Here is a 16,835-nt window from a genome sequence, read left to right on the forward strand (position 1 = left end):
GCCGCGGCGACCTGGCCCTACCGTTGCCGCTGGACATGCGCCACGGCTTCGGCGCGACTGCGCACGCCGAGCTTGCGGTAGAGCGCGGACAACCGGTTCTTCAGCGTCCCGGACACCACTCCGTGTGCTCTCAGTCAGCAGCTTAGCCGCTACCGACGCACGCCCCTAGAAGACATAGTGCAGGCTGCGCACGACGTCGGGGCGCCACCTCAGCCCGACTGACACGGCCCCTCATACCCACCGATACTCGTACTCAGGCCTCCCCGGAGTCCCATGTCGAGGCTGCTTGATCGCCTGCTTCGTCGAGACGAGGTGCTCCAAGTACCGGCGGACGGTGACGCGGGACAGGTCGAGACTCTGTGCCACCTCGGTGGCGGAGACCGGGACTGCGGAATCGCGGACGAAAACGGTCACGGCGTCCAAGGTCTCGGCGATCAGCCCCTTCGGCAGGGTCGTCGACGATACCGACCGCAGGGCGGAGAGCGCGTTGTCCACCGAGGCCTGAGTCGCCAAGGACCCCGAGCCGGTGAGCCCGCGCCGGAACTCACGCTGGTTCTCCAACTTCTCCCGGAACGCCGCGAAGGTGAAGGGTTTGATGAGGTACTGGGTGATGCCCGACGAGATCGCCGACCGGATCACCTGCAGGTGCCGCACCGCGGTGATCGCGATGATGTCGACGTCCTGACCGCGCGAATTCAGGCGCCCGGCGACCTCGAGACCATGCGAATCCGTGAGGTTCATATCGAGCAGGACGATATCGACGGGGGCACCGACCGCAGCGAGTTCATCGAAGCGTTCGATCGCCTCATGCCCGCCCAGACAGGTCCCGACGACCTCGAACCCGGGCACTCTGGCCACGAAGTCCGCATGCGCCTGCGCCGTCATCGGATCGTCTTCGACGATCAGTACCCGCAGCGCGGCATCATCGCTCACGTGGGTCTCCTTCCGCCCGTTGCTGACTCAGGCCCTCGTGCTGACTCAGATCCGCCTCATCCGTGGTGGGGTCCTGCGCAGAATCGTAGTCGCCCACAGCAGCCGTGTCCCCCAGCGGGAGCGTGACCGTGAAGATCGCCCCACCATCGGAATCGACATCGATATGCCCGCCGAGGCGGCTCACAGCCTGCCGGACCAAGACAAGTCCGAATCCGTGTCGTCCCACTCCCCCGGCCTCGGGTTTCGCCGAGGTGCCGAGGTGGAAGAGCGCGTCGATGTCCTCGCCCGCGACCCCGGCGCCGGAGTCGGCGATGGTGATGATGAGCTCCCCGTCGGCGGCGACGAAGTCCGCCCATACGTGTTTCTCCTCCGCGTCCGCGACCGCGTCGAAGGCATTGTCGAGAAGGTTCCCTGCGACGGTGACGAGGTCGCGGGCGTCGAGTCGTTCGGGCGGGAGTTCGCCGATGGCGGTGACGGTGAGTTCGATGCCGCGCTCATTGGCCTGAGCGGCCTTGCCGATCATGAGCGCGGTGATAAATGGTTCGTCGAGGGAGGCGACGAAGGAATCCGTCAGCCGCTGCGACTCCTGCTCATCCTTGACCGCGAAGTCGAGTGCCTCCTGCACCCGTCCGAGTTCGATGAGCGTGGAGACCGTGTGCAAACGGTTGGCATGTTCATGAGTCTGGGCACGCAAGGCCTCGGACAGCGTCGTCATCGTCGCCAGCTCGCCGGTGAGCTCCTGGATGTCGGTGCGATCGCGCAGGGTTGCGACCGTTCCGCCTTCATCGCGCCCGCCGCGCGGCTGTCGAGCCTGTTTCTGACTGATGACGAGGACACGATCCGCGGTGAAGTGGATTTCGTCGACGGCGACCCGACCGGTCGAAAGAAGGTCACGGACGGACTCGGGCAGGGCCACCTCGGCGAGTGAGATCGGCGTCGATTCCTCCACCGTGGGCAGGCCGAGCAGGGACGCGGCCTCATCGTTGTAGAGCACGAGCCGTCCGGAATCGTCGGCGAGGATGAGGCCTTCGCGCAGGGAATGCAGGGCCGAATCGTAGAACGCGAACAGTCGGCGCAGCTCCTCGGGACCGTAGCCGAGGGTGACTCGGCGCAGGTAGCGGGCGAGCAGCCAGGAACCGAGTCCGCCGAGAGCGAGAGCGGCGAGGCCGACGAGGATGATCTGCGGCAGGGAAGCCGCCTGCGCCACGGACAGCGTTTCGAGGGTCACGCCCACGGCGACCATGGCGGTGACCTCGCCGTCGGCGTCCTTGATCGGCACGATCGCGCGCACCGACGGTCCGAGCGTGCCCACGTATTCCTCGGTCTCGGTCTGTCCGGCGCGGGCTTTCGCGGTGCTGCCGATGTACTTCTTGCCCAGCTGATCGGGGTCGGGGTGGGTGTAGCGCGTGCCGTCGCGGTCCATGATCGTCACGAAATCCACCTCGGCGAAATCGATGACGGTCAGCGCATAGGGCTGCAGCCGGGCGGAGGGATCGTCCCCGGTCACAGCCTCGGTGACATACGGATCGTGGGCGAGGGTCTCCGCGATGGAGAGGACCCGCTCACCGGTTGCGTCGCGGATGTTGTTCAGCGTCGTCACGTAGCTCGTCACCGACAGGGCGGTGCAGACGAGGACGATGAGGACGAGCTGGACGAGGAAGAGGCGCCTCGCCAGGGTGCCGCCTCGGCGAGCCCGGAAGCGTTCCCGGCCCCGCCGTGGTGGGGCCGGGACGGAGTTCACTTCTTCTTGTCGCGCTTCTTCTTCGCGCTGCCGCCGGAGATGAGGAGGGCCAGGCCGATGGCGGCCAGCCAGGTGTCCTTGGCGACGGCGGTGCCGTCCTCGGACGGACGGATGCCGTCGTCCTTGGTCATCGAATCGATGGAGAAGTAGTTCGCGACGAGGCCGGCGGCGAAGGTCGTCAGCGCGGCACCGGCGATGCGGGTAGGCACGAACGGCAGCAGCAGGGCGGAGCCGACGGCGATCTCGCCGTAGGACAGGAACTTCCCGAACTGGGCGGGGGTCATGTTCTCGACCATGGGCACACCGTTGGCGGCCATCTGCTGGAGGCCGGCGGCGGATTCCTCGTCGAGGCCGAGCTTATTGATACCGGAGTTGAGGATGAAAGCGCCGGGGACTGCGCGCAGAAGTGCGGTGCTGATCTTCACGAATGTGCTCCTTCTTCAGGTGTGTCCATTGGTGTGTCCTTACGCCTCCACATTAGCCGTCAACTGTGTCTGTGAACACTATGAACGCAACCGAGACACCCGTCACACCGACTGGCACAGTTGTCGGGTACATCACCACCGCGGCCAGTCGTCGCGTGCGATCCCCGCCCATCGACGGGTGAGGTCGCAGACATCATTTGGAGGAAATATGGCAATGTCGCCACAGCAGCAAGGCGGTTCCGCGAACGCGGGCAGCGCCACCGCAGCGGCCACCGCTCAGGGCGCCCCGCAGCGGAAGAAGGATCGCACTCACTGGCTCTACATCATGGTCATCGTGGCCGTGTTCGCCGGTGCCGCCATCGGGCTCGTCGCCCCGGAGGCGGGAATCGCACTCGAACCCCTGGGCAAGGCATTCGTCGCGCTCATCAAGATGATCATCGCCCCGGTCATCTTCTGCACCATCGTCCTCGGCGTCGGCTCCGTGGCGAAGGCGGCCACCGTCGGCAAGGTCGGCGGGCTCGCGCTCATCTACTTCCTGATCATGGCGACCTTCGCCCTGGTCATCGGCCTCGTCGTCGGCAACTTCATCCACCCCGGCGACGGACTCCACCTCCAGCCGTATGAAGAGGCCGCCGGTGGCGAAGAAGGCGGAATGGTCGCCTTCCTCATGAGCCTCATCCCCGGTGACATCCCGGTTCTGCCGACCCTCGTGCTCGCACTCCTCGTCGGATTCGCCCTGCAGTCGATGGGCAAGGCCGGCGAGCCGGTCCTCAACGGCATCAAGCACATCCAGGCCGTCGTCTTCAAACTCATGATGATGATCATGTGGGCCGCTCCCATCGGCGCCTTCGGTGCGATCGCTGCGGTCGTCGGCAAGACCGGCTGGGCCGCGATCGGAGCGATGGCGACCCTCATGGGCGCCTTCTACCTCACCTGCGCGCTGTTCATCGTCATCGTCCTCGGCGGTCTGCTCAAGATCGTCACCGGTCTGAACATCTTCCTGCTGCTGAAGTACCTGGCCCGTGAGTTCCTGCTCATCTTCTCCACCTCGTCGTCCGAGTCGGCCCTGCCGCGCCTCATCGCGAAGATGGAGCACGCCGGTGTGTCGAAGCCGGTCGTCGGCATCACCGTGCCCACCGGCTACTCGTTCAACCTCGACGGCACCGCCATCTACCTGACCATGGCGTCGCTGTTCGTGTCCTCGGCCATGGGCATGCCGATGTCGATCCCCGAGCAGATCTCGCTGCTCGTGTTCATGATCATCGCGTCCAAGGGCGCCGCTGGAGTCACCGGTGCGGGCCTGGCCACCCTAGCCGCCGGTCTGCAGTCGCACCGCCCCGAGCTGCTCGACGGCATGGGCGTCATCGTCGGCATCGACAAGTTCATGTCCGAGTGCCGTGCCCTGACGAACTTCACCGGCAACGCCGTGGCCACTCTGCTCATCGGCAAGTGGACCGGCGAGATCGACATGGACCAGGCCCGCGCCACCCTGTCCGGTCAGAACCCGTTCGACGAGCTCTCGCTCGAGCCCGACGTCCACGGTGCATCGACAAATGCCCCCGAGGCTGAGGCGGTCCTGCCCGAACCGCAGACCACCGTGGCCGCCGACAACCAGGCAAAGGCCGGCGTCGTGAGCTGACCTCCGGTTGCTCCCACGCCACAAACACCACGGGTGCCGTCGTCCTCATCGTGAGGATGCCGGCACCCGTGGTGTTTCGTCTCCCCTCGCCGAGGCGGCCGTGTACGGCAAACCGTGAACCAACTCGTCTGGATCCTGGACGTGCTGGCAGATCATCGTGCCCTCAGGTACGTGCTCGCTAACCACGGACTGACACCGGATGAGGCCGCCCACCTGGCTGTAGTGCCTGCCTAGCCTGCGTAGTCCAGACCATGCGTGTTTGGCAGCAATCGAACTCTGGAATTACACTTCGTTATGGCGTAACATTGTGTACATGAGCACTGCCGAGTTTGATCGTTTACCTCGTCTGCGGTCAGCCTTAGACCGCCAGGGCAATCCCATGAGCGTTGCCGCATTCCTGGACGTCTTGAAGCAAGTGGCAGCCCCCGGGTCAGAGGCCCTGACCGCCGGTGAGCGCGACTACCTGCTCGAGAACACAGACCTCACTGAGAAAGATCTGTCTTCGGAGGGACTTGCGGCGGCACGTCTGCGGATCGCGGAGGATCGAGCGCTTGCTGAGGAAGAGGCTGTGGAGTCTTCCCTCACGACGAAGCAAGTGGCTGAACTTCTTGGCAAGCACGCGCCTGCTATTCGTCGTTACAAGGGAAGTGGCGAGCTGTATGCCCTGCCGACCGCCGCGGGCCGCGACACGCTATACCCGGCGTGGCAGTTCGTGGATGGCAAGAAAACTCCGGGGCTGAGTGAGATCATCCCGCTGTTTCCGCAGTACACGCACCCGCTGGAAGTCCAGCAGTTCATGACTGAGCCGCACGAAGAGCTGGGTGAGCGATCGCCCGTGCAGTGGTTGAATGCCGGCGGCGATACCCAGGCAGTAGCTGATCTGGTTGAAGAACTGAGCTACGAGTGAGCTCGGTTCATCCGAAGAACCCGAAGGCACCGCGCGATCCACTTACATTGCCGCCAGACTCCATTTACGAGTGGGATAAGCCGCTATGGCGCATCCACACCCTAGACGGGCGGCACCCGTCGGCGTGGAATGAGCTGCGTTGGAATGGTCCGATCCGTTCAATGCGGTGGGACCCACAGCGGGGTCCGCTCAGTGCCCGTTCAGATGTTGGTGTGACGTACGTGTCGCCGGACTATGTCACCTGTTTTGCCGAGGTGTTTCAGGCCAAGAGGATGATCACTTTGACATCGGATCGGGCGTTGACCAGTTGGCGGCCGTCGCGTCCACTTCAGCTGTTGAATCTGCTGGGCGGGTCCGGCACTGGAGACTGGGCTGTGCAACAAGGTGCTTCGGCGTCTCTTCCGCAGGCCCCGAAAAGCACCTGCCGGTCGTGGGCTGCGTCAATCTTTGAGCAGCTGGGGGATAAGATCGACGGGCTGCTGGTCCCATCGACGGTTGTAGGGGATGAGTCCTTAGTTCTGTTCAATCGGGCTGAGACTGCCTTCCCGTCAGCGCCGTCGTTCTCCCGCACCCTTGAGCATGACTCCGTAGGAGCATTGGCAGTGCAAGTTCAGGCCCGGTTGCACTGGCCAATACGGTAAGCAGCCGAACCGCACGCTACTGATCCGCCGCATGCTCCCGTGCCTGGCTGACTACCGCGGAAGCGATGTCGTTCGGGTGTGATTCGGGGAGCCAGTGAGACGCACCTTCGAGAGAGACAAAGCGAAAGGGCCCTTCGACGTAGCGAGCGCTGAGCTCTGCGGTTGCGCGGGAAAAGGCAATATCCTCGCTGCCCCAGATGAAGCTCGTGGGCACCGTGATGGGAGTGCTCGGCGTCCGATCGCTGCCGTCCATCGCTTGGTAGTACTTGAGCACGGACAGAAAAGCCCCTGGCTCACTGAATCGAGCAACATAGGAGGCTGCGAGGTCGTCGGGGACGGCTCCGCCGTAGAGATCGACCAGTCTCTTCCCGTCATCGCGCAGCAACGTTCGGGCCACTCCTTCCGGGTGGTCTTGGATCGACCGCATATAGCCCATGCGTTCGTACTGGTCGTCGTCCGTCTTCAGCTGTTTGCCCAGTGCTCTGGGATGTGGAGTCGACACGACGGTACAGGTGTGCAGACGCTGCGGGTGGTTCGCGGCAAAAGGCCAAGCGACCAGTCCGCCCCAATCATGACCGACGAGGTGGAATCGTTCGAGCCCCGCCGCGCGGGAGACTTCGTCAAGGTCGGCGACCAGGTGCGCAATTGCGTACTCCCCCACCGATTCCGGGCGCACTCCCGGCGAATATCCTCGTTGGTCATAGGCGAACACCCTCATCCCCTGTGCGAGGAGCAGGCCAGCAGTCCTCTCCCAGCAGGAAGCGTATTCCGGCCACCCGTGCAGAAGGATCGCCTCGCCGAGGTCGGGATCCGGGTGCGTCGGCGTCGCCCGGAAAGCGGCGAACTCCCCTTGGTCGGTGGACACCGTCAGCGCCTCGGCGTCGGCGGTCTCCGTCAGCTCTGCCAAGCGCGCGGCCACCGAGGCGTTGTCGAACGGGGCACCACTGTGGGGCTGAGACGTCGCAGTTGTCATGGATCGGCCTCCTCGCTGATCAAGGTCCCTCGATTATCCGCCCTGTTCAGCGTTCATTGCTGAGCGCCGGGTGACTGGGGACTGCGACGAGAACCGTCGGTGGGAATGCCCAACGCGTTGACCCATAGTTTGGTCGCGGTCTCCACGAGCATTTCGTCGCTGCCCCAGTCCGGTTCCTCGACCGCATATTTGAAGTACGCCATCCGTCCGACCATCGCTGACAGCGCCCGGGCGGACATGAGAGGGTCGAGGCTCGGGTCGACGTACCCTTCGTCCTGGAGCTTTCGGATCCACCGGCAGTTGCGTCTGGAGAAGGCCCGCGCCCGGTCGAGGCGCAGGCGACGGAAGTTCGCGTCGATCGCGGCAACCTGTTCGAGCAGGAGCATCAGCTTCGCGTTGCGCTTATACGACTCGATGTAGGCACGGTGTCCGGCTCGCAGCTGCTCGATGACGGTACGCACTTCGTCGCTGCTGTGCGGCGGGCCCGGGTGGAGCATGTCCTCCTGAGCGTCATTGAGCACAGCAGCGAAAGCCTGCTCCTTGCTGTCGAAATAGGTGTAGAACGTGCCCGTGGAGCACTTGGCCTCTTTGGTGATGTCGGTCAGCCGAGAATCGATGAAGCCATCACGTTCGAACACGACTCGGGCGGCGGCGACCAGAGCCGCCCGAGTGCGGGTTCCCCTCGTGGTCGTCGGGGGATCGCGCAGGAGCGCGGTATCCACGAGCGTGGGGAGATCCTCAGCTGAGCCTTCGTTCGTCGACATGACAGCCAATCCTACAATCCATTTCTTCGGCGCGAACTCGGTGAGTGTGCCTCATGATGTCAGCCCGCTCTCCCGCGCAACAGCCCATCCCCGATCGATGATCGCCTGAACGTCGCCGGCCGCGGGTACGCCGTGGGCAGCGGCGTTCGCGGGGTTATCCGCGACGCGACGACGGACGCCTTCGGCGATGATCGCGATCTTCCACAGCCCCAGCGTGTGCCAGAAGCCGAGCGTTCGCCTGCTGCGACCCGAGACAGCCAGGTATTCGGCAGCGATCTCGGCGCGGGTCGGGTATCCGTCCACTGCGGTCGGGGCGCCAACAGGCACCTCGCCGGCCTGAGTCCAGTACGCCAAGGAGCTGCCCACATCGGCCAGCGGGTCACCCAGAGTCGCCAGTTCCCAATCGAGAACCGCTCGGATGTCACCGGTGGCACTGTCGATGATGACATTGCGGATGTGGAAGTCACCATGGACCAGGGTGATCTCATCGGGCTCGGGCAGGTGCTCGGTCAGCACCGAGGTGAGAGCGTCGAGATCGGGGCGGTCCTGGGTCCGGCTCTCCTCGAGTTGGCGGCTCCACCTCTTCAGCTGCCTCGGCGCGTAGGGTTTCCGAGACGCCAGGTCGCCCAAGCCGACAGCGTCGATGTCGACGGCGTGGATCTTCGCCAGGGTCCGAGCCAGTTCGAGACCGAGACGTCTGCGTACTTCGGGGGCGAGCTTGCGCGCGGCCTCCTCATCGTCGATGACGGCTCCCTCGACATGTTCCATGATGACGACGGGGACATCGGCGACCGCGGGATCCTCACAGACTCCGACGGTGGCAGGCACCGGCACTCCGGTCGACTGCAGTGCGGAGATGATCCGAAACTCGCGGGCCACGTCATGGGCCGAGGCGAGGAGATGTCCCAGCGGGGGCCGACGGGCGATCCAGGACCGGCCCGCCTCGTCGTCGATACGGTAGGTGAGATTCGACTGCCCCTGACCCACACGGGCACCGCGGAGCGAACCGGTCACCGGTTCGCCCGCGTCCCGCATCCAGCCGGCCAGGCTCGGCAGATCGAGTTCGACGCTCATCGAGACTCCCGTGCGTTCTTCCTGCGCCGCAGTTCACGCCGCGCGATCGAACGTTTGTGGACTTCGTCGGGGCCATCGGCCAAACGCAGGGTGCGCTGATGGGCGTAGAAGCTGGCCAACGGAAAATCGTCGGTGACTCCGCCGCCACCGTGGACCTGGATCGCCCGGTCGATGATCTTAAGCGCCATGTTCGGGGCCTTGACCTTGATGGCCGCGATCTCCGTGGCCGCTTCCTTGTTGCCCACTGTGTCCATCATCCACGCAGCCTTGAGCACGAGGAGACGGGTGGCTTCGATCTCGACGCGTGCCTCGGCGATCCAGTCCTGGATGTTCGCCCGCTCCGCCAGCGGCTGACCGAAGGTCACCCGCTCCTGAGCACGGTCGATGAGCAGGTCGAGGGCCCGTTCGGCCATCCCGATCGACCGCATGCAGTGGTGGATGCGGCCCGGTCCCAGCCGTGCCTGGCTGATGGCGAAGCCATCGCCCTCACCGGACAGCAGCGCGGTCTTCGGCACTCGCACATCCTCGAACACCACCTCGGCGTGACCTTCCCGGTCGAGGTAGCCGAACACCGGAAGTCCCCGGACCACGGTGATGCCGGGAGTGTCCTTGGGCACGACGAGCATCGACTGCTGCCGGTGGGTCTCCGCGTTCGGGTCGGTCTTGCCCATGACGATGAAGACCCGACAGTTGGCGTGCAGAGCGTTCGAGGCGAACCATTTCCGCCCGTTGAGCACGTAGTCGTCCCCGTCGGAAACGATGCTCATCTCGATGTTCGTCGCATCGGAGCTCGCCACCGCCGGTTCCGTCATGCAGAACGCCGAGGCGATCTCACCGTCCAGCAGCGGCTTGAGCCACTTCTCCTTGTGTTCGTCGGTTCCGAAGAGCGCAAGCACTTCCATGTTCCCGGTATCGGGGGCGTTGCAGTTGATGGCCTCGGGGGCGATCTCTGCGCTGCGTCCCGTGATCTCGGCGAGGTGGGCGTACTGGAGGTTCGTCAGTCCTGCACCCCATTCGTCGTACGGCAGGAACAGGTTCCACAGTCCCTGGGACCGGGCCTCACGTTTGAGGTCTTCGAGGACGGGCGGGTGGAAGTTCGGGTCCCCGGCCTCGGCCCGCTGCCGGTGGTAGACCGGCTCAGCCGGGTAGACGAAGTCGTCCATGAAGGCGTTGAGTCTGGCCTGATAGTCACGAGTCTTCTCATCTGGTGCGAAGTCCATTGTTCCTGCTTTCTCGGATGATTCCTGGCGTATGTGTGGTTTCAGCCCTGGTGGTCGTTCGTATCGGCTCTGCCGGCCTCTCCCCTGACTTCGAGGACGACCTTGCCGCGCACAGATCGGGAGTCGATGAGTTCGAGAGCCTCCGGTGCCCTCTCCAGTGGGAGCACGGTGTGGATGGCCGGATCGAGTGCTCCTGAACTCAGATGTGGCCACAGCGTCTCCCACTGGGTGACGACCATATCGGGGCGTCCGGCCAGGGCCGCGCCCCAGCCCACTCCGGCCACGGAGATGTTGCCCAGCAGCAGACGATTGACCTTGACCTCGGGAATGGATCCTGCGGTGAATCCGAGGACCAGGAGTGTGCCGAAGGTCTTCAATGTGCGCAGCGAATCCGTGAACCGCTCACCGCCGACCGGGTCGGCGACGAGGTCGACTCCGTCGGGGAACAGGTCCTTGACCGCGTCCTTGAACCCGTCGGCGAAGACCACATGCGAAGCGCCGAGGCTGCGGACTGTCTCAGCCTTCTCCTCGGTCGAGACCACGGCCACGACCTCTGCCCCAAAGGCGCCGGCGACCTGGACGAGAGCGCTGCCGAGTCCGCCTGCAGCACCGTGGATGAGGACCGTCTGGCCCGGTTCGAGTCTGCCGCGCACGCGCAGAGCGAAGTCCGCGGTCAACAGGTTCATCGGCATTCCTGCTCCGGCGCTCAGCGAGACAGCGTCCGGAAGCGGGAGGACGCTGGCGGCCGGGACGAGGATGGACTCCGCGTAGGCACCTATGTTCGCCACCCCGACGACACGGTCGCCGACGCTGAGCCCGGTGACGCCTTCGCCCAGCTCACGCACGAAGCCGGAGACTTCCGAGCCCACGGTGTAGGGCAGCTCCGGTCGCATCTGGTATTGACCGCGGGATTGCAGAAGCTCGGGGAAGGTCACGCCGGCATAGGCGACGTCGATGAGGACCTCGCCGGGTCCCGGCGAGGGGGTCTCGATGTCGCGCAGTTCGAGGGAGCCGGGGCCGTTGGTGGCGCTCAGCTGCATTGCTCTCATGATGGTCGGGTGTCCTTTCGTCGGGGTTCGCGAACGTTTGTGACGAGTTCGCGCACGTATGGAATGTGCTCGCCCATCAACGTGATGGGCTCCGTGCGGATGAGCGGGAGCGTGTCTGAGCGGCGGGGCGCTCAGAGACGAGACGAGGCGACGACACCGCCGTCGACGGCGATCGTCTCTCCCACGACGTAGTCGCCGGCGCGGGAGGCGAGGTAGGCCGCGACTCCGGCCATGTCCTCACTGGTGCCGATTCGTCCTGCCGGGATCTTCGTCTTCACCTCGTCGCCGTGGTCGCGAGCGTTCTTGTTCATCTTCGTGCCGAAGGCCCCGGGAGCGATGCCGCTGACGATCACTCCGTCCGGGGCCAGCCGGGAGGCCAAGCGTTTGGTCAGGTGGATCACCCCGGCCTTGGACGCGTGGTAGCTGTAGGTCTCAAGCGGATTGGGTCGGATGCCGTCGATGGAGGCGACGTTGATGACCTTGGCGAGGTGGCTCCCCGAGGCCGCGGCGGCCCGCAGGTCGGGCGCGAGTGCCTGTGTGAGGAAGAACATCGCCTTGAGGTTGAGGTCCATGACCTTGTCCCACCCGTCCTCCGGGAACTCGTCGAACGGCGCACCCCAGGCGGCACCGGCGTTGTTGACGAGGATGTCCAGACTCGTCTCGTGCTCACGGAGCCGGGCCACCACCGAGGCGAGTCCCTCTTTCGTCGAAATGTCTCCGGGCAGGGACACGCAGGTCCCCTGTTCGGACAGTTCGGCGGCGGTCGCGTCACAGGCCTCGGCCTTGCGGGCGGTGATGTAGACGCGCACGCCCGACTGCACGAATCCCTCGGCGATCATCCGGCCGATTCCGCGCGAGCCGCCGGTGATCAGCGCACTGCGCCCTTTCAGCGAAAACAGTGTCGACATGTCCATGGAAACTCCCTTATTCGGTATGACTGTACGGTCTGTCCGGCATAGAAGAGCCGGATGTCAGTGGCTCAGATGTCTGCGTCGTGTTCGGTGAAGTAGCCGATCGATTCGGCGACGCAGATCGGCTTCTCGATCCCCTCGGCTTCGAAGATCTGAGTGGTGGTCACCTGTGCGGACCCGGTGCCGCGCGCATCGACGGCTGAGACCGTCGCCCGCATGCGCACCTTTGAACCCACTGGTCGAGGCTGCGGGAATCGCACCTTGCCGTAGCCGTAGTTGAGACTGTGCGCGAATCCGTCGAACGCCATGAGCTCCTCCATGAACCCCGGCCCCAGCGACAGGGTGAACAGTCCATGACCGATCGTGCCGCCGAAGGGACCAGCGGCAGCACGTTCCTCATCGACGTGGATCCACTGGTGGTCGTTCGTCAGGTCGGCGAATGAGTTGATGTCGTCCTGGATCAGCGTGTGCCAGCTGGTCGGACCGAGTTCCTCACCGACGAGCGATTCAAGGTCGGCGATGGTCGTGGGCCTGATGGGAGTCGTCATTGTCTGCCTTTCGGTGGGTGCGACGGTTCACGCGCGGTCCGTGAAACCCGAATCATCATCGTATTTGAAATTGAGTTCAGATTCATTAGTCTGAGACTAGCAGTGTGTGCTGGGTCACTTCAAGGCGGAACAGAAACAAGCCTCACGGCAGGGACGTCTACGCAAAGGAGCGGCACCCATGGCAGAAGTCCAGACCGTCACCGGCACCATCGACAGCAGCGAACTCGGCCGAACCCTCGTCCACGAGCACATCTTCGTCCTCAGCGAGGAGATGCGGCAGAACTATGACACGGCCTGGGACGACGAGGAGAAGATCGCCGATGCCGTCGCCAAGCTCAATGACCTCAAAGCCGCGGGGATCGATACGATCTTCGACCCGACGGTCGTGGGTCTCGGTCGCTACATCCCCCGGGTCCAGAGGGTGGCCGAGCAGACCGAGCTCAACATCGTCGCAGCCACCGGCCTCTACACATTCACCGACCTCCCCCACCAGTTCGAGGGGCGGGCTGGCGCTGCTGCTCAGCGAGTCCGCCGGGCCCAAGCACCGAGCATTCTCGGGCTCGTTCATGCAGGTCGGCGTTCCCACTGGAGCCCTGCTCGGCAATCTGGCCTTCGTCATCGTCTCGTCCGCGGTCGATGAGGCGGCCTTCGTATCGTGGGGCTGGCGGATCCCGTTCTGGGCCACGGCGCTGCTGGTGCCGATCGTCATGTACATCCAGCTCAGAGTCGAGGACTCCCCCGAGTTCAGACAGCTCGAGAACGAGGTGTCTGCAGCCAAGCCGAAGGTCGTGCAGGCACCGCTGTGGCAGGCCATCAGATCGCACTGGAAGACGATACTGCTGGCCGCGGGCACACTGTCGGGAACGAACTGCGTCTTCTACATCACGATCGCCGGAGCCCTGTCCTACGGCACAAGCTACCTGGGTATGGACTACGGGCAGATGCTCATCGCCGCCATGCTCTCCTGCGTGTTCGGCATCGCCACCATCCTCATCGGCGGCAGGCTCGCCGACCTGATCGGTCGCCGTCCGGTCATCATCATCGGTGGCGTCGGCCTGCTGGCGTGGGCGTTCCCCTATTTCGCCCTGATCAATACGACGGACATCGTCCTCTTCGCGGTCTCGATCAGCGTGGCCAGCGTGTTCCAGTCACTCATCTACGCCCCGATCGCCGCGTACTTCGGCGAATTGTTCGCCCCGCAGATCCGCTTCTCCGCGGTCTCTCTGGCCTATCAGCTCAGCGCGATCGTCGTGTCGGGCTCGACGCCCATCGTCATGACGTGGCTGATCGCGAAGATGGACGGATCAACGCTGGGGATCACGCTGTTCGTGTGTGCGATGGCCCTGATCACCGTCGTGTCAACGCTGGCACTGAAGGAGACGAGCCCGAAGTCCGTCAGGCAGTCTCCGACGGCCGTACCAGGTGAGCATCTTCGCGCGGAGGCCGTCGAGGTCCAGCCGGCATAGTCGGCCCAGTCCGCGTAGTCGGCTCAGCTCGCAGCGCCGCTGCCACGCAGCTTTGCCTGGTAGCGGCGCATCCCGCGGATCCACCGGTCGTAGTCGGAGCCTTTCATCCGGTACATGTCGAGGACTTCGGGGTGGGGCAGGATGAGGAAGGTCTCGGCTTCGACGGCGGCCATGACGGCCTTGGCGACGTCCGCCGGCTCGAGAACGGTGCCGGCCTCGGATACGGCACGTTGGGCGGCGAGTTCCTCTGCGGTCAAGGAACTGGGGTCTTCTCCCCATAGGATCTTGGTGTTCACCCCCATCGGGGCGAGCACGGATACGCCCACTCCCTCGTCGCCGTAGGTCACCGACAGCCATTCGGCGAAGGCGAGCGCGGCGTGCTTGGTCACCGAGTACCCGGCCTGGCCGATCTGCGTGAGCAGTCCCGCCGCCGAGGCGGTGGCCACGAAATATCCTTCCCCGCGGGTCTGCCACCGGGGTACGAGCCGTTCGGCGGCGCGGATGTGAGCCCGCAGGTTGACGTCGAGGATGCGGTCCCAGTCGTGTTCGCCGCCGATTCCGGGGGCTCCGGCAATCCCGGCATTGGCGAAGTAGAGATCGATGTCGCCGAGTTCGCGGCCCGCAGCGGCCAGCAGATCGTCCACCCCGGCCGCCGTGGAGACGTCCCCGGTCCAGTGCGGCTGGCCCAGTTGTGCCGCGGTGTCCGTGACCGCCTCGGCGAGGTCGGCAAGCAGCACCCGGGCCCCACGCTCATGCAGGGCCCTGGCCAGTGCCGCCCCGATTCCTGATGCGGCCCCGGTGACGACGGCAGTGCGTCCCTCGATCTCCATAGTCCTCTTCCTCTCCGGCGCACCCCGTTGTGTCCGAAACGCGGCCGACCTATAGTTGAACCTGTACTCAGTTTCAAGTATTTCAGCATCCGCGTGGTGCTGTCGAGCCCCACGCGGGCCCGTCCTCGTCGTGATCCGAAGGAGTTTCATGGCCGCGAAGTCGCGCACATCGATCATCGATCTGCTCACCCCTTGGGCGGAGAAGGACCCGGAGTCTGTCGCAGCGGCCACGCCGCCGGGACCAGATCGGGTGACGCTGTCGAAGGTGCGCCTCCTCGGCGAAATCGGTGCCGCCCGTGACCGCTACCTCACTGCGGATGTCCGCCCCGGCGATCGGATCGTGCTCATTGCGCCCAGCTGTCCGGAGTTCCTCATCGAGTTCTTCGGTGCGCACGCTGCCGGGCTGGTGGTCGTCGCCGTCAATCCGCTCTCGACGGTCAGGGAGCTCGACTACATCCTCACCGATTCCGAAGCCCGCGTACTCGTGGCTCATCCAGCCTCGGCCGAGGCGGGGAAGGCTGCGGCCGCACAGCATGACGTCGAGTTCCGCACCCTGCCCGTCGTCGGCGATGAGGGCCCCCGCGCCGAGGTGGGTGCTGAGTCCGATGTCACCGTCGATCGTGCCGATTTCGCGTGGGACGACGTCGCCGCACTCCTCTACACGTCGGGCACGACGGGCAAGCCGAAGGGGACGATGCTGACCTTGGGAAATTTCATCTCGGCGACCGATATCGTCCGGGAGATGATCGAAGCCACGCCCGCCGACCGGTCCGCGACCGGCCTGCCGCTCTTCCACGTGTTCGGTCTGGCGGCCGTCACCCTGCCGGCGATGAGTGCCGGTGCGCCGGTGACCCTTTTCCCCCGCTGGGATCCGCAGATCTTCATCGATTCGCTCGCCGAGGATGAGACGACCATCGTCTCCGGCGTACCGACGATGTGGATGTCGGTGCTGGCGAAGGCGCCCGAGGGCGAAGCACCGGACCTGCGCATCATCAGCTCGGGTGGCGCCTCGATCGCCGCCGAGGTGGTCCGTCGGGTCGAAGATCGCTTCACGGCGCCGCTGGCGGAGGGCTACGGGCTCACGGAGACGTCCGGACTGGGCACATTCAATCCGCTGCACGGGACGCGGAAGCCCACGAGCGTCGGCCCGGCGGTGCCCGGATTCGAGGTCAAGACCGTCGACCCCGCCAGCGGCGAAGAGCTGCCTGCCGGCGAGGTGGGTGAGGTGCTGCTGCGTGGGCCCGCAGTCATGGCCGGCTACTGGAAGAAACCCGAAGCCACCGCCGAGGTCCTCGATGCCGAGGGCTGGTTCCGCACGGGCGACCTCGGCCGGGTGGATGAGGACGGGTATCTCTTCATCGTCGACCGCATCAAGGACCTCATCATCCATGGCGGATACAACGTCTACCCGCGCGAGGTCGAGGAGGTCATCTATGAGATCCCAGAGGTCGATCAGGTCAGCGTCGTGGGCACTCCGGATGAGAAGTATGGTCAGCAGGTGACCGCTGTCATCGCCCGCACTCCAGGTTCCGACCTCGGCGCAGATGAGGTCGAGCGGTTCTGTCGGGAGAATCTCGCCGCCTATAAGATCCCGCGGATCATCGAGTTCCTCGACGAACTTCCCAAAGGACCCAGCGGCAAGATCCTCAAACGCGAGATCGCGCGCATGTTCACCCCGAGCACCGAGGCACGCTGAGACAGGCGGGCATCATCG

The 16,835-nt window shown here is 64.9% G+C and carries 17 protein-coding genes; 6 read left to right on the top strand and 11 right to left on the bottom strand.

Features of this window, described 5'->3' with window-relative positions:
• Nucleotides 1-231: 231 nt before the first annotated feature.
• From BEP01S_RS00420 to BEP01S_RS00430, 3 genes are read right to left on the bottom strand one after another with little or no spacing between them, the layout of a single operon-like run.
• Nucleotides 232-933: a response regulator gene (locus BEP01S_RS00420; protein WP_083532399.1), complete on the bottom strand. Its 702-nt coding sequence runs from the start codon at nt 931-933 to the stop codon at nt 232-234.
• Nucleotides 923-2,674: a sensor histidine kinase gene (locus BEP01S_RS00425; protein WP_083532400.1), complete on the bottom strand. Its 1,752-nt coding sequence runs from the start codon at nt 2,672-2,674 to the stop codon at nt 923-925. Before BEP01S_RS00425 ends, BEP01S_RS00420 begins: the two co-directional genes overlap by 11 nt.
• A complete protein-coding gene (locus BEP01S_RS00430) occupies nt 2,671-3,099 on the bottom strand; it encodes a hypothetical protein (protein WP_062239207.1) in 429 nt (142 codons plus the stop codon). Before BEP01S_RS00430 ends, BEP01S_RS00425 begins: the two co-directional genes overlap by 4 nt.
• Nucleotides 3,100-3,313: 214 nt before the next feature.
• On the opposite strand from BEP01S_RS00430, the gene BEP01S_RS00435 reads away from it, so the two are divergent.
• From BEP01S_RS00435 to BEP01S_RS17285, 3 genes are all read left to right on the top strand, one after another.
• Entirely contained in the window at nt 3,314-4,738 is a 1,425-nt protein-coding gene (locus tag BEP01S_RS00435; protein WP_062239210.1) for a cation:dicarboxylate symporter family transporter, read from the top strand.
• A gap of 313 nt (nt 4,739-5,051) precedes the next feature.
• Nucleotides 5,052-5,645, top strand: coding sequence for a MerR family transcriptional regulator (locus BEP01S_RS00440; RefSeq protein WP_156483811.1), 594 nt, complete (start codon nt 5,052-5,054; stop codon nt 5,643-5,645).
• Entirely contained in the window at nt 5,642-6,286 is a 645-nt protein-coding gene (locus BEP01S_RS17285) for an RES family NAD+ phosphorylase (RefSeq protein ID WP_083532401.1), read from the top strand. Before BEP01S_RS00440 ends, BEP01S_RS17285 begins: the two co-directional genes overlap by 4 nt.
• Before the next feature lie 16 nt (nt 6,287-6,302).
• On the opposite strand, the gene BEP01S_RS00450 is transcribed toward BEP01S_RS17285, so the two are convergent.
• The 7 genes from BEP01S_RS00450 to BEP01S_RS00480 all read right to left on the bottom strand — a co-directional run bounded on the left by BEP01S_RS00450 (nt 6,303) and on the right by BEP01S_RS00480 (nt 12,825).
• Entirely contained in the window at nt 6,303-7,259 is a 957-nt protein-coding gene (locus tag BEP01S_RS00450; RefSeq protein WP_062239219.1) for an alpha/beta fold hydrolase, read from the bottom strand.
• A gap of 53 nt (nt 7,260-7,312) precedes the next feature.
• Complete coding sequence (locus BEP01S_RS00455; protein WP_062239222.1) at nt 7,313-8,023, bottom strand: TetR/AcrR family transcriptional regulator; 711 nt, start codon at nt 8,021-8,023, stop codon at nt 7,313-7,315.
• Nucleotides 8,024-8,074: 51 nt separating this feature from the next.
• A complete protein-coding gene (locus BEP01S_RS00460) occupies nt 8,075-9,097 on the bottom strand; it encodes a phosphotransferase family protein (protein ID WP_062239225.1) in 1,023 nt (340 codons plus the stop codon).
• Nucleotides 9,094-10,317, bottom strand: a complete 1,224-nt coding sequence (locus BEP01S_RS00465) for an acyl-CoA dehydrogenase family protein (RefSeq protein ID WP_062239228.1) — start codon at nt 10,315-10,317, stop codon at nt 9,094-9,096. Before BEP01S_RS00465 ends, BEP01S_RS00460 begins: the two co-directional genes overlap by 4 nt.
• 41 nt (nt 10,318-10,358) lie before the next feature.
• Nucleotides 10,359-11,366: an NADPH:quinone oxidoreductase family protein gene (locus tag BEP01S_RS00470; RefSeq protein WP_062239231.1), complete on the bottom strand. Its 1,008-nt coding sequence runs from the start codon at nt 11,364-11,366 to the stop codon at nt 10,359-10,361.
• A 131-nt stretch (nt 11,367-11,497) separates the two neighbouring features.
• The gene (locus BEP01S_RS00475) at nt 11,498-12,280 is read right to left on the bottom strand and encodes an SDR family oxidoreductase (protein ID WP_062239234.1); all 783 of its coding nucleotides are present in this window, start codon (nt 12,278-12,280) and stop codon (nt 11,498-11,500) included.
• A gap of 65 nt (nt 12,281-12,345) precedes the next feature.
• A complete protein-coding gene (locus BEP01S_RS00480; protein WP_062239237.1) occupies nt 12,346-12,825 on the bottom strand; it encodes a MaoC family dehydratase in 480 nt (159 codons plus the stop codon).
• Nucleotides 12,826-13,003: 178 nt separating this feature from the next.
• Between BEP01S_RS00480 and BEP01S_RS17035 the strand changes: the two genes are divergently transcribed.
• Both BEP01S_RS17035 and BEP01S_RS00485 read left to right on the top strand, forming a co-directional pair.
• A complete protein-coding gene (locus BEP01S_RS17035) occupies nt 13,004-13,465 on the top strand; it encodes a phosphotriesterase family protein (protein ID WP_244882000.1) in 462 nt (153 codons plus the stop codon).
• Nucleotides 13,392-14,291: an MFS transporter gene (locus BEP01S_RS00485; protein WP_244882001.1), complete on the top strand. Its 900-nt coding sequence runs from the start codon at nt 13,392-13,394 to the stop codon at nt 14,289-14,291. Before BEP01S_RS17035 ends, BEP01S_RS00485 begins: the two co-directional genes overlap by 74 nt.
• 23 nt (nt 14,292-14,314) lie before the next feature.
• On the opposite strand, the gene BEP01S_RS00490 is transcribed toward BEP01S_RS00485, so the two are convergent.
• A complete protein-coding gene (locus BEP01S_RS00490) occupies nt 14,315-15,121 on the bottom strand; it encodes an SDR family oxidoreductase (RefSeq protein ID WP_062239241.1) in 807 nt (268 codons plus the stop codon).
• A 148-nt stretch (nt 15,122-15,269) separates the two neighbouring features.
• On the opposite strand from BEP01S_RS00490, the gene BEP01S_RS00495 reads away from it, so the two are divergent.
• Nucleotides 15,270-16,817, top strand: a complete 1,548-nt coding sequence (locus BEP01S_RS00495) for an AMP-binding protein (protein ID WP_062239243.1) — start codon at nt 15,270-15,272, stop codon at nt 16,815-16,817.
• The last annotated feature ends 18 nt before the right edge of the window (nt 16,818-16,835 follow it).

The organism is Brevibacterium epidermidis NBRC 14811 (assembly GCF_001570805.1).
GTDB lineage: Bacteria > Actinomycetota > Actinomycetes > Actinomycetales > Brevibacteriaceae > Brevibacterium > Brevibacterium epidermidis.